The following is a 12,882-nucleotide window of genomic DNA, read 5'->3' as shown; positions in this document are numbered from 1 at the left end:
TCCGGCAACGTCGTCACCGGCTGCGGCAACCGCGCACCCGCCAGATCCGTCAGCACATGCCCACCCCCCTGCGGCGTCACGAAACGCGCACCCCGCAGACCGGCCCCGTCACCCAGCGCCAGGCTCTCGCCCCGGAAGCCGCCGTCGGCGTCGAAGCGGACCGAGCGGCCGGTGACCGGATGGGTGACCCGCAGGCCGGCCCCGCCGTTCAGCACCGTCAGGTCGTGGCCGCCGGCCGCGCCCAGCGAGCGGGTGATCACCCCGTTGTCGTGGCCGAGGAGCAGCACCGGCCCCAGCGGCGCCCCGCCGGCGACCAGCAGCGGACGGCCCTCCTCGACGAACTGTCCGGCGTGGTCGTAGCCGCGGTGCCCGCCGGTCGCCGGGTCGCGCAGGTCGAAGCCGCCGCCCGGACGGGGGTCGGCGTGCAGCGCCACGACACCGTTGACGTCCCGCACCTGGTGGGTCGGGTGTCCCTGGCCGTCGAAGTCGGTGTGCACGTGGTGGCCGACCGGCGCGCCGTCCGGGCCGGTGAGCGGCATGTCCTCGGCCACCAGCCGGCCGGTCCCGTCGTAGCTCTGGACGCCGCCGAGGTGGGTGTTCCGGACGTCGAAGCCCCCGCCGGGCCGGGCGGTCGGGTGCAGCAGCGGGTCCGCGGTGCCGTGGGCGTCCAGCACCCGGTGGACCGGTCCACCGGGGGTGGTGGTGGTCTCGATCCGCCAGCCGTTGGGGCCCGCCGGGCCGCCGTCGGTCAGGGTGAGCACGACCGGCGGCGGCGCGGGCTGCGGCTGCGGGACCAGCTGGTTGGGCTGGACGTGCGGTTGGGCCTGGACGTGCGGGGGCGCGGGCTGCGGCTGCGCGTGCGTCGGCGGGACGCCGCCGCCGGTCTCGGCACCGCCGAGCAGCCGGGGGCGCTCGCGCAGGCTGTCGGCGGTGAGGCGGGCGAGATCCTGGTCCATCCGGGCCGGGTCGACGCCGAGCGCGGCGAGCCGGTCGAGGCTGTCGTCCAGGCGCCGGGCGGCGGCGTCCACCGAGGCCTGGGCGTGGATCACCACCGGGCTGGGGCGGGAGCCGGAGCCGGGGCGGGCGTTCAGGTCGCCCAGCAGGCGTTCGGCCCGGCCGAACTCGTGGCGGGCGAGGGTGAGATCGCCCCAGGCGTCGAGGCGGGCGGCCCGGCCGGGGTCGTCGGCCGGGCCGAACAGGGCGACGACCCGGTCGCTCTGCTCGCGCCAGAGCCGGTCGAGCTGGGCGCCGGTCGGCCGCTCCGGGCCGATGCCGTGCGGCAGGCCGGTGCCGGTGGGGCTGTGCACGGCGGCCGGGCCCACCGGAGCCGGGGTGTGCGGGGCGGGGGTGTGCGTGGCGGGCGTGGGCAGGGCCTGGGTGGGCGTGGTCGGCGCGTGGACGCCCGGGGTCTGGACCAGGGCCGTCGGCGGCTGGACGCGCGACAGGCCGCCGGGGTCGAGCAGACCGAGGGCGTCGTCCACCCGGCCGAAGGCCCCCGCGGCGGGCGGGGTGACGGTGTGCACGACGGGCAGCACGGCCGGCGGGCCGACCGCCACCCGGGGCGGGCTGAACTCGGACAGGTGCAGATTGACCTGGTGGGCCGTCAGGGCGTCCCGGCTGTGCTCGCCGAGGTGGCCGCCGGTGCCGAAGACCGGGGCGTCCGCGCGGTTGAGCGGGGAGCCGGTGGCGAGCAGGTCCAGCGCGCCGTGCAGCTGCGCGCCCGGGGTGCCGATCGCGCCGAGGCCGGGGACGGCGGCGCCGGAAGTGAGCCCGGGAGTGACACCGGGGGTGAGACCGCCACCGTGCTGGAGCACCGGCGCCGGGTGCAGCTGGGTGCCCGGGGCCAGCAGGTCGGCGGTGTGCACCGCGGGCACCTGCGGGGTGGCGGTGTGCAGCGCGCCGGTGCCGATGGTGCCTGTCCCGGTGGCCGGCTGGTGCAGGCCGATCGCCTGGGTCTGCAGCGACGGCAGGTGAACGGCACCGGTGCCGGTGGCCGTCGTGGTGTCGGCGAGGTGGACGGCCGCCGGCTGCACGGTGCCGAGCGTGCCGGGCAGGTGCAGGCCGCCCGGCGTACCCGCGTGCGCGCCCGCCACCGTCCCGAGGCCGCCCGGGTGGGCGCTGACGCCGAGGCCCGCGTCCAGGTGAAGGCCGCCCGGGGTGACGGTGAGGTTGCCCCAGTCGCCCATCCGGACGGAGTGCAGCTCGCGCACCGGCATGTCGAGCAGGGCGTCCAGCTGACGCACCGCGTGCGGGGCCAGCGAGAGCTGGTCGGTGAGGCCGGGGTGCAGGCCGAAGGTGGCCGGGCGGGAGAAGGAGAGCCCGAGGCCCCCGGGCTCCAGGTGCGGGAGGTCCAGGCCACGCGGTCCGGCCCAGTCGCCCAGCCGGACCTTCGCGAGGTCGGCGCGCGGCAGGTCGACCAGGGCGTCCACCTGGTGCAGCGGCGGCGGGACGGGGATCGCCGCGGCCGTGCGCCCGGCGGTGCCCAGCAGCGGCGCCCCGAACCGGAACTTCCCGAGCACGCCGCGCTCGAAGAAGCCGATCCGCAGGGCCCCGCGCAGTCCGAACCGGCCGATCTCGGCCGCGTCGACCGGCAGCAGCAAGCGCAGCCACTTGGTGCCGCCGAGCTCGGCCCGGGCGAAGTTCCAGGAGGCGGTGCCGACCCGGCCGAGGCCGGCGGGCAGGCCGCGGACCAGGGCGGGCAGGCTCTTGACGCCCTGGATGACGGCGAGGCCGCCGGCCCGGAAGGTCACGCCGGCCCAGGCCGGGAAGGTGGTGATCGCTCCCTTCACCCAGAGACCGCCGGACTTGATCCAGCTGCCGGTGAGCCTGGCGAGGTCCCGCAGGCCGGGCAGGAACCGGAACCCGTGCAGCCCTCCGCCGGTGAACACGCCGCGGAAGAAGTTGCCCACCGCCTGGCCGACGCCCTTGACCCCGTTCCAGGTGAACTTGGCTCCGGCGCTGATGAGTTTGAGCAGCGGGAGGCCCTTGGTGGTCGGGGCGATCATGCCGAGCCCGGAGAGGAAGAGGTCCAGCGCGCTGGCCTTGCCCTGGGCGAAGTCGACGGCCGTCTTGACGAAGATCGCGAGGTTGACCCCGATGGCGATCAGCGCGATCGGACCGCCGAAGACCAGGGCCGGCAGGATCAGCGCGATCGCCAGCCACTGGAACGCCTCCCAGAACAGATCGCAGTCGGAGACCGGCTGCTTGATCCCCCGGGCCGCGCTGCTGAGCGCGGTGCCGGCCGTCCGGCCGGCCTCGTCCTGCGCCGTGCCCGCCTGCCGGGCGGTGGTCGCCAGCTCGGTCAGCCGGGAGTCGTCCTTGGCCAGGCCGCGCCCCTGGGAGAGCGCGTTGTCCGCGCGCCACTGCTGGTCGCGCACCACGCCCGCGTAGGTGGTCAGCGCCCGGGCCGAGTTCTCGAAGGCGTCGGCCACCGACTGGACGAAGCCGCGCAGCGGGCCGCTGATCTTGTCGCGGAGCGCGTCGGCGGTCTGCCCGACGAACGCGCCGTCACCGGTCTTGTTGAGCACCGCGTCCAGCGCGTCGTCGATCTCCCGGGCTACCCGGCCGAGGTCGGCCAGCGAGCGCTGCACCTCGTCCATCCGGTCCGGGTCCCCCGGCGTGGGGTCGCCGCTCAGGCCGATCGCGGTCCAGTCGGTCGGACGCTGAGCCATCCCGGGTCCTCTCCGTGCGCGGCCTCGCGGCGGGGCGCTGCCCGCCGCGCGCGGAACGCTCCCGGCGGACCACGGCCGAACGGCCCCGTCGGTTCACCGCCGTCGACGGGCGGGTCGCTCCCGGGTCGCCGGCGGACCGTCACGGCCCGGCCGGCACCCGGGCGTGAACCGGGGCGGCACCCGGGCGTGAACCGGGGCGGCGCCCGGGGGTGAACCGGGGCGGGGGCTCGGACGTGGTCGGGGCGGAGCAGCATGGTGTGCCGACCCGACCGGGGGATCTCTTGCCCGACTTCTCGATGGACTACGGGGTGCTTCACGAGGCCCGCAAGGACCTCCACAACCTCGCCGACCGGATCTCGCCGACGCTGCACGACAGCCTCTTCTCCCAGTACGGCTCGGGGAAGCTCGGCGACGCCCAGGCCGTGTTCGGGGACCCGAACGTCACCAACGGCTTCCGCAGCCTCTACCGGCTGTCCAAGGACCCGATGAACCGGGCGGTGGACCACCTCAAGCAGCTGGGCGACGTCTTCGGCGCGGTCGCCGACGGGTACTTCGACGTGGACGCGCAGATCGCCGACGGGCTGGGCGTGATGGGCGCCAACATGGGCCTGGACGCCTGGCGCAACGACAAGGCCGCCTGGGACTACCGCAACGCCCACGCCGACGAGTGCCGGCCCGGCCCGGACGGCAAGGTGCCGGAGTTCTGCGGCGCCACCGACCCGGGCGCCCCGCCCGTCGACCAGACCATCGACACCGCCAACGGCTCGGTGCACACCCATCTGACACTGGACGCCGACAACAACGTGATCAAGGAGGAGACGACCGTCACCCACGACGGCCAGTCCTACACCTCCACCACCAGCTACACCGACCACGGCCGCTCCTTCACCACCGACACCGTGTACGCGGACGGCACCAAGAACCACGCCGAGACGCACCTGAAGGAGGACGGCAGCGGCGACATGACCGTCACCGACAACGACGGCGTGAAGACCGAGTACCACCGCGGCGGGCCGGGCCAGGAGTGGCAGCAGACCGGCGGCGGCAGCAGCACCGAGTAGGCCCCGGACCACGACCCCCCGACGCAGTACCGACCCGGCCACCGGCCACCGGTCGCCCACCCCCGTCGAAAGGACGCACCATGCCCAACATCTCCCTGGACTTCGAGAAGATCGAAGCCACCTCGGCCCGGCTGGACTCGGCCAGCGACAACATCGTGCCGATGCTCAACGACCTGAAGAACGACGTGAACAACCTGCTCGGCGACGGCATGGTGTTCCAGCAGTCCAGCCCCGCGATGCAGGAGGCCTACGACAAGTTCAACACCAGCCTGCTGGCCGCCATGGACGGCATCAAGGGCTTCGCCAAGCAGTTCCGGCAGATCAAGGACCAGATGCACCAGATGGACCAGGACATGGCGAGCAGCCTGCGCGAGAGCAGCTGACCCGGCGCCGCGCGGGGGCCGGGACACCCGTCCCGGCCCCCGCCGCCCGTTCGGCGGTGCTCAGTCCTCGGTGCTCAGTCCTCGGCGCGCAGCACGGTGAGCGGCACCTGGACCGCCATCGCCTCGCCGGCCCGGCCGGTGGTCCAGCCCCGCCCGGCGGACGGGGTGGTGCGGACCAGGTGCACCGGCAGCCGGACGCCGATCATGTCCCCCTCCTGGAGGCTCTTGGGGGCCAGCAGCAGCCCCCGGCGGGCCCGCTTGGCGGCCGTCACCCAACTGCCCATGGCCACCTGGAGGGCGTCGGCCGGCCCGGCGTAGAGCAGGCCGAGGCCGCAGTCGCGGCCGAACGCGGCGACGTCCTTGAGGATCCGGTCGCAGGCCGGCATCGCCAGCAGGTCGGCGTCGTCGACCACCACCACCCGGGGGCCGCCGAGTTCGTCGAGCGCGGCCTGGACGTCCTGCTGCGCGGGGTCCGGTTCGGTGAGCACCCGGGCCCGGGCGTGCCGGGCCAGCGCCCGCAGCGGCGAGTGCCGCGGGGTCAGCACCACCAGCGAGGTGCCGCCGGCCAGCAGGGAGACCGCCAGCGAGGCGAGGACGGTGCTGCGGCCCGATCCGGGCGGGCCGAGCACCGCGAACGCCGCCGAGGCGCCGGCGAAGTCCACCCCGACCGGGCCCGCGTCGTCGCCGCCCAGCCCGAGCAGGCCCCACATCGGGCGGCGCAGCTCGGCCCCGACCGTCTCGTAGGCCTCGGCGAAGTCGACCGACCTGGGCAGCGCGGCGACCGGGAACGGCCGGCGGGCGGCGGGCACCTTGGCGTCCCGACGGGTGGTCTCGGCGCCGATGGTGGCCAGCGCCCGGGCCTGTTCCTGACCGCCGGCGCCGGGGGCGAGCAGCGCGACCTGGGTCTCGGTGCCGCTGAGCGCGTGCCAGCCGCGCCCGGCCGGCACCGCGGCGGGCACCTTGCCCGGCGAGAGGCCGACCAGCTGGTAGTCGTTGCGGTCGCCCTGGCGCAGCAGCAGCTTGTGGTCGTTGTGCGCGGCCAGCCGGCCGCCGAGCAGCGAGCGCTCCGAGCTGGCGACCACGTGGATGCCGGCCGCCGCGCCCTCGCGCAGCAGTCGGGTGACGACGTCCGCGAGCCGCCCGTTGTCGTGCTCGTCGAGCAGTCCGGACAACGCGTCCCAGCCGTCGATCAGCAGCAGGATGTGCGCGGGCCGCTCCGCCCGGGGCAGGACGGCGCGCAGCTCGTTCAGACCGGCCGCGTTCTTCTCGCTGCACAGCTCCTGACGCTTCGTCAGTTCGACGGTGAGCCGGTGCAGCAGGCGCTCCAGCCGCTCCAGGTCGTGCCGCGAGACGACCGCGCCGCAGTGCGGCAGCGCGGTGAGCGCGGCCAGGCCGCCGCCGGCGGCGTCGATGCCGTAGAGATGCACGTCCGCCGAGGAGGCGGCGCGGGCCGCCGAACCGGCCAGCGTGCGCAGCACCTGCGTCCGGCCGGAGCGGGGCGCGCCGATCACGTAGAGGTGCCCGAAGGTGGCCAGGTCGGCGGTGGCGACGCGGCGCTGCTGGAGCTGCGGCACGTCCTCCAGGGCGTAGGGGATCGGCGGGATGCCGTCGCCCGCCGGCTCGGGCAGCAGCCCGGCCAGCTCGTCGAGCCGGACCTCCTCCGCGAGCGCGGGCAGCCACGGGCTGGGCTGCGGCACGAAGTCGTCCAGCCCGGTCGCCGCCTCGCGCAGGGCGGCCACCAGGGCCTGCAGGTCGGTGGGGGCCGGGGCGGCGGGGGCGCCCGGGTCGAGGTCGGCCGCCGGCAGCGCCACCGGCCGGCCGAGCCCGGTCCAGGACAGCTCGACGGCGCGCACCGCGCCGCCCGCGCGACGCGGCGGCCCGGCGGGCCCCCGACCGTCCGCCCCGGGCCGGGCGGCGCCCGCCCAGGCGCCCTGGAACGGCACGGTGGAGCGGTGCCCGAGGCGCACCAGGGCCCGCCCGGGGGCGGAGGCCGGGATGTGCACCGCCTCGGAGGTGTCGATGATGTCCTGGCTCTCGGTCGTGTCGGTGACCCGCAGGGCGATCCGCAGATTGGTGTTGGCCCGGATGTCGCTGGTGACGGCGCCGGAGGGACGCTGGGTGGCGAGCACCAGGTGGATGCCGAGCGAACGGCCGCGCTGGGCGATCCCGATCAGACCGGGCACGAAGTCCGGCACCTCACGGACCAGGGTGGCGAACTCGTCGATCACCAGCAGCAGTCGGGGCAGCGGCGGCAGCGCGGGATCGGCGAGCCGCTTGGAGCGGTACTCCGGGTGGTCCTTGGCCGCGACGTCGGCCAGCAGCCGCTCCCGGCGGCGCAGTTCGGCGCCGAGCGAGGCCAGCGCGCGCTCCACCAGGTGGGCGTCGAGGTCGGTCACCATGCCGAGGGTGTGCGGGAGTTCGGCGCACTCGCGGAAGGCCGAACCACCCTTGTAGTCTACCAGGACGAAGGTCAGTTCGTCCGGCCGGTTGGCGGCGGCCAGCGAGGCGACGAAGGACTGCAGCAGCTCGGACTTGCCGGAGCCGGTGGTGCCGGCGACCAGCGCGTGCGGGCCGTCGCGGACCAGGTCCAGGGTGAGCGGCCCGTCGTAGCCGGTCCCGAGCAGGAAGGCGGTGGACGCGGGCCGGCGGCGCCAGCGGGCCAGCAGCTGCGCCGGGTCCGGCGGTTCGAGCCGCAGCAGGTCCAGCAGCCTGACCTGCTGCGGCAGCCCGGCGTCGTGCTCGGGGCTGACGTCCCGCACCGGCGCCAGTGCCCGGGCGACCTGCTCGCACCAGTCGGCGTCGACCAGGTCCGCGCGAACGTCGGTGAGGTCGGGCGCCCCGGTGCGGCGGACCGTCAGCCGGTGGCCGGCGGCCAGCACCACGGTGCTGCACTCCTCGGGCAGCAGCCGCTCCTGGGTGTCCAGGCAGATGCTGAACACCCGCACCCGGGGGCCGTCGGTGAGCACCTGCACCATCCCGGGCACCTCGCGCAGCTGCCGGGCGCCGTCGGCGATCACCAGCACGTCCGGCTCGTTGAACATCGCCTTGCCCATGGACGAGCCGAGCACCCGCTGCCGGGCCTGGATCTGGGCGACCAGTTCGGAGATCCGGTTCGCGGTGGACTCCGGGTCGTTGCCGACGCTCACCAGCGGGCCGCCCCGGGCCGCCGGGCGCAGGTGCGGCAGCCAGCGCACCCACGCCCAGCCGTCCGCGCGGGACCGGTCGGAGAGGACCACGACGCGCAGGTCGCGCGGACTGTGCAGGACGGCGGACTGGGCCACCAGCCAGCGCGCGAGCGCCTGGACGGGCTCCTCCGCGCCCGCCACGCCGACCACGCCGTGCTCGGCCACCTCGACGCCGATCGGGACGTCGGGGATGTTCCAGCGCACCGCCCGGTGGTTCTCGTCCCGGGCCGGGTCGTCCAGCTCCTTCACCGACGGCTGGTCCACCGTGCCGAGCCGCAGTACCAGGTGGTCGGGGTCACGGCGGCGTCGCTCCCAGAGCCGGCTGCCCGGGCCGACGGCGGTGAGCCCCACCGTCGCCGGGTCCGGACCGGCGATGCCGCGGACCTCCCGTTCACGGTCGGCCGCCGTGCGGATCTCCCGCTCCAGCGCCCGGCGGCGGGCCCGGTAGCGGGCCTCCGCCTGCTCGTGCTGCTTGCGGTTGCTCCGCCGGCCGACGATCCAGTTGGAGAGCGCCATCAGCGGGCTGAACAGGATGAACACCAGGTAGAAGTACGAGTGGAAGACCGCGACCATCACCATGCCGAGCACCACCGGCGCCAGCATCAGCAGCAGCGGGAACGGGCGCCGCGCGGGCGCCGTGGGGGGCAGCGGCAACCGGAGCCGCTCGGCGTCCAGGTGCGGGGCGATCCGCGGCGGGCGGTTGTAGTCGACGCCGACCCCGTCCGCGGAGGGCACCACGGCGGCGTCCGGCTCGACCGGCTCGACGAGGCGCAGCAGCGCCGCGCCGACGGCGAGGTCACCGCCGAGCGGCCAGACGGTGACCCCGCCGGGCGGGGCGGGGTCGGCGGCGACCGGTTCGCCGCCGGGGGGCGGCGGCGGGCCCGGGACACAGCCGCGGATCTCGCCCGGGGCGCCGCCGGTCCGGTGCCAGGAGGCGGAGCCGTCCTGGCCGACGGTCAGCCAGAGGCCGCCGGCCGGCACGTCGGCGCCGCGCAGCCGAACCGCGCAGGCCCGGTCCGAGCCGATCTCGTGGCTGCCCGGCCCCAGCCGCCAGGTCCGCCCGGCGCCGGGGCCGGAGACCAGGTGGAGTTCCAGGTGCGCCGGGCCGTCGGACGGCCCGTCCACCGGGGGGATCCTGATCCGGTCCGGGGCCTCGGCGGGGGCACCGAGCCCGAGGACGGCGCCCTCGACCACCCCGGACTCCGCGACCAGGGTCTCCGGGTCCAGCGGGCGGGCGCCCAGGTGGAGCCCGCGGGGCGGGGCCGTGCCCTCCCCCGCCAGGAACGCCTCCACCCCGCCGGCCCGGCCGGCCTCCTGGCGGGGGTCGGGCGTGCCGGGCGGGTCACGGTCCACCGCGGCGGCCATCTCGCCGACGGTCGCGTACGGCGCCAGGTCCAGCACGTGGTCGCGGCGGCGGTCGGCGCCGTCGACGAGGGTGACGGTGAGCTTCACCGGGTGTTCTCCAGGGGGTCGGGCTCGGCGGCGGGGCGGGGGTGGGGCGGGGTTCGGTCAGTCCGCGACGGCGGCGGAGACGCCGGGTCCGTACCCGGCCCGGTCCGGCTCGGCCAGGTCGTCCTCCTCCGGCGGCGCGCCCGGGCGCCCGGCCGCCGGTGCCCGGACCGGGCCGAAGGCCCCTTCGTCCGGGCCGGCCACCGGGCTCAGCCGGCCGAGCCGGCTCCGGACGCCCGGGACCACCGGGTCGGCGGCGCCCGGCCAGTCCGGGGTCGGGGTGGCGGCCGCCGAGGCGGCCTCGTCCGTCCCGGGCGAGCGCCGGGCGAAGCGCTGCCGCCCGGCCGGCACCGGATCGCCCCGGTCCGGGGCGGGGGGCACCGGACCGACCCGGAACGGGACCGGCTCCGGGGCCACGGCCGCCGGGTCCACGGCCACCGGGGGCTTCGGGCGCAGCGGGTCGACGGAGGCGGGTGGCGGCGTGGGCGCGGCGGCGGGCGCCGGGTGCCCGGGGACGACGGGTCCGGGTGCCGGTGCGGTCGGCCCGGACTTCGGCCCGACCGGGAACGGTGCGGGTCCGGTCGGCGCGGTCACGGTCGTGCCGGTCACGGTCGTGCCGGTCGTGGGTTCTCCGGGCCCGGGCTCGCCGGGCGGGGTCGGCGGGGTGGGCCCGGTCAGGTCCGGCTCGACCAGGTCGGTGTCGTCCGCCGGTGCGGCGTCGAACGCGGGGTGGGGCGGCAGGCCGCGCAGGATCCGGGCGGTCGCCCTGGGCAGCGCCACCGCGTCGACCCGCAGCCCGCCGCCCCGGATCCGCAGCCCGTCCCGGTCGGCGGTCAGCAGCCTCGCGCTCCCCCGGGACCCGCCGAGCGTCAGGACCCGGACCCCGACCGCCGGCCGCTCCTCGTCCACGACCGTGGCGCAGACCGCGAAGGCCGGGTGCCCGCCGGCCGCCGCCCGCTCGGCCGCCAGCAGGGCGGCGGCCGCCTCGGGGCCCGGGTGGTGCGGGTGGACACCGTCCGCGACGGTGACCGCGCCGACCGGCAACCGGGTGTCCAGCTGGGCCGCCACGGCCTGCAGCACGGCCCGGGCCAGGCCGCGCTCGCCGCCGAACTCCGTGACCGCCGGCCCATCGGCCAGGTCGAGCAGGACGGCATGCCGCCCGTCGGTGCCCAGCAGGGCCAGCAGGGGTGCGGGCCGCCCGCCCCCGACCGGGGTCGCGGCCACCTCCTCCCGGGTGATCCACCAGAGCCGCGGGTCGGCGTCGTCCACCACCCAGGGCTCCGGCGGGCCCGGCGGGGTGCCGGGCCCGCAGGCCACCAGCACCCCGACCAGGGCCGGGCCGAGCAGCGCCCCGTACGGCCGGACGCCCGGCACCAGCCCGGCGCCCAGCACCGCCCGCTCCGCGTCGGCCCAGCCCGCCCGGTCGCCCAGCAGCCGGAGGATCAGCCGCAGGCCGCGACAGAAGCGCAGCTGCGCCCGGACGGGTGCGGCGAACGCGGCGGCCGTCGCGGCGGCCTCCCGGCGCAGCCGGCGCCGGGCCGCCCGCCACCCGCCGCCGCGCCGGACGGCGAGGTGGGCGAGAACGGCGACCAGGAGGAGCAGGCCGCCCAGGCCGATCAGCCCGGGCACGCCCCGGGGCACCGTGAGAGCGAGGGAGGCGACCCGCCCGGCGGCCGCGGCGTTCGCGACGTTCGCCACGGACTCGGCGGGCAGAGTGGTCACAGTGGTCACGAGGCGACTCCCCGGGCGCGAACGCCCCGGTCCGTGAGGTGTCGGCGCAGCGCCTGCACCCCGTAGTGCGTACGGGATTTCAGCGTGCCGCCGGGTATCCCCAGGGCGCGGGCCGCGTCGACACCGGCCTGGCCGAAGAGGTGGACGTGCACGACGGCCTCCTGGTGGATCCGGTCGAGGGAGCGGAGCGACTCGACCAGCACCTGACGGTCCAGCACCTGGGCCGTCGGGTCCGCGACCGGGGCGGCGGCGGGGAAACCCTCGGCCGCGATGCCGACCGGGACGGCGCGGTCCTTGCGCCAGTCGTCGATGACCAAGCGGCGCGCGACCCGGAACAGCCAGAGCCGGATCGGCCGGTCGTGCCAGTCGAGGGTGTCGGCCGCCTGCCACGCGCGCAGCAGGGACTCCTGGACGATGTCCTCCGCGTGGTGCGGGTCCTGGCGGATCAGGCTCGTGACGAACCGGTGGAGGCTCTCGCGTTCGGCCAGCAGCAGTTCGGCCCGGCGGTCGTCGCCGAGGGGGGCCGGCGGCACCGGCCGGCGGTCGGCGGGCGGCCGGTCGGCGGACAGGGGTTCGGACCCGCCGTCGGGTCGCCGGTGGACCGTCGAGGCGCTGTACTCCATGACACTGCTCTTCTCTTCCCTGGTCGCACGGCGAGCGGCAGCGGCGGAGCACCCCCTGTCATGTGCGTGACGCACAGCCCCGACCGGTGGTCAGGTTAGTGCCGCCGATCGGCCGCCGACCCATCACGGAGTGAACAGAAGTTCACGCAATTGTGCCCAACCGCACGCGTTGTCCGCTCAGTTGATCAAGCGTCATCTCCTGGGCGGGAGATGTTCACATCGCTGTGGTGTTGCCCGTGGAGCCTTCCGTCCGCCGTCGCACACCCTCTGGAGGCCCCGGTGTCCCCGTCCGACCCGCCGTCGACGCAGCCGCAGCCGCAGCCGCAGTCCGCCGACCGTTTCGCCGACACCTTCGCGCGCCGCACCCCCGCACCGCCCCGGGGGCTGATGCCGGGCGCACGGGTCTGGGGCGCGACCGCCGCGACCGCCGCGCTGGTGGGCGCGGTCGCGTTCGGCACGGCGCAGCTGCCGGGTCACACTCCGCACCGCGCGCCCGCACAGGCCGGCCACGCGCCGGCCGCCGAGGCCGCCCCGCTCGCCCCCTCCGGCCCGGACCCGGCCGCCCCGGCGGCCACCACCCCGGCCCCGGCCGACCTCACGCCCACCACTCCCCCGCCGGCGGAGCCGGCCACCGAACCGGCCGCGACCGTCACCGTCCGGGCGGCGCCCGAGCCGGGGGCCGCACCACCGGCCCCGGCCGCGCCCGCACCGACGGTGTACCGGACCACGGTGGCCACGGCGCCGCCGCCCGCCGCCAAGCCCACTGCACCGGCCCAGCC

At 76.9% G+C, this 12,882-nt stretch carries 6 protein-coding genes and 1 pseudogene; 3 read left to right on the top strand and 4 right to left on the bottom strand.

Features of this window, described 5'->3' with window-relative positions; genetic code table 11:
- A partial coding sequence (locus ACFXHB_RS34325) for a putative T7SS-secreted protein (protein WP_380579093.1) occupies positions 1 to 3,671 on the bottom strand: 3,671 nt, incomplete at its 3' end.
- 281 nt (positions 3,672 to 3,952) lie between these two features.
- Here ACFXHB_RS34325 and ACFXHB_RS34320 point away from each other — a divergent pair.
- A complete protein-coding gene (locus tag ACFXHB_RS34320; protein ID WP_380579091.1) occupies positions 3,953 to 4,732 on the top strand; it encodes a hypothetical protein in 780 nt (259 codons plus the stop codon).
- An 80-nt stretch (positions 4,733 to 4,812) separates the two neighbouring features.
- On the top strand, positions 4,813 to 5,115 hold the full coding sequence (locus tag ACFXHB_RS34315; RefSeq protein ID WP_380579089.1) for a WXG100 family type VII secretion target: 303 nt from the start codon (positions 4,813 to 4,815) through the stop codon (positions 5,113 to 5,115).
- A gap of 74 nt (positions 5,116 to 5,189) precedes the next feature.
- On the opposite strand, the gene ACFXHB_RS34310 is transcribed toward ACFXHB_RS34315, so the two are convergent.
- The 3 genes from ACFXHB_RS34310 to ACFXHB_RS34300 are packed head-to-tail and all read right to left on the bottom strand — an operon-like array spanning position 5,190 to position 12,103.
- Complete coding sequence (locus ACFXHB_RS34310) at positions 5,190 to 9,752, bottom strand: FtsK/SpoIIIE domain-containing protein (protein WP_380579087.1); 4,563 nt, start codon at positions 9,750 to 9,752, stop codon at positions 5,190 to 5,192.
- Positions 9,753 to 9,809: 57 nt separating this feature from the next.
- Positions 9,810 to 11,480 carry a hypothetical protein gene (locus ACFXHB_RS34305; protein ID WP_380579085.1) on the bottom strand — a complete coding sequence of 557 codons (1,671 nt, stop codon included), beginning with the start codon at positions 11,478 to 11,480 and terminating at the stop codon, positions 9,810 to 9,812.
- The gene (locus ACFXHB_RS34300) at positions 11,477 to 12,103 is read right to left on the bottom strand and encodes a sigma-70 family RNA polymerase sigma factor (protein WP_380579083.1); all 627 of its coding nucleotides are present in this window, start codon (positions 12,101 to 12,103) and stop codon (positions 11,477 to 11,479) included. Before ACFXHB_RS34300 ends, ACFXHB_RS34305 begins: the two co-directional genes overlap by 4 nt.
- Before the next feature lie 279 nt (positions 12,104 to 12,382).
- On the opposite strand from ACFXHB_RS34300, the pseudogene ACFXHB_RS34295 reads away from it, so the two are divergent.
- Positions 12,383 to 12,882 (top strand): annotated as a pseudogene (locus tag ACFXHB_RS34295) (hypothetical protein); the annotation flags it as partial.

This window comes from Kitasatospora sp. NPDC059327, from assembly GCF_042752535.1.
GTDB lineage: Bacteria > Actinomycetota > Actinomycetes > Streptomycetales > Streptomycetaceae > Kitasatospora.
Note: the sequence above shows the minus strand (reverse complement) of the source record. Positions and strands in the feature narration are given on the sequence as shown.

What these genes read in the sequence shown, in the direction of transcription:
- ACFXHB_RS34315 (WP_380579089.1), top strand. Translation starts at nt 4,813, where the DNA reads ATGCCCAACATCTCCCTGGACTTCGAGAAGATCGAAGCCACCTCGGCC.
- ACFXHB_RS34300 (WP_380579083.1), bottom strand. Translation starts at nt 12,103, where the DNA reads ATGGAGTACAGCGCCTCGACGGTCCACCGGCGACCCGACGGCGGGTCC.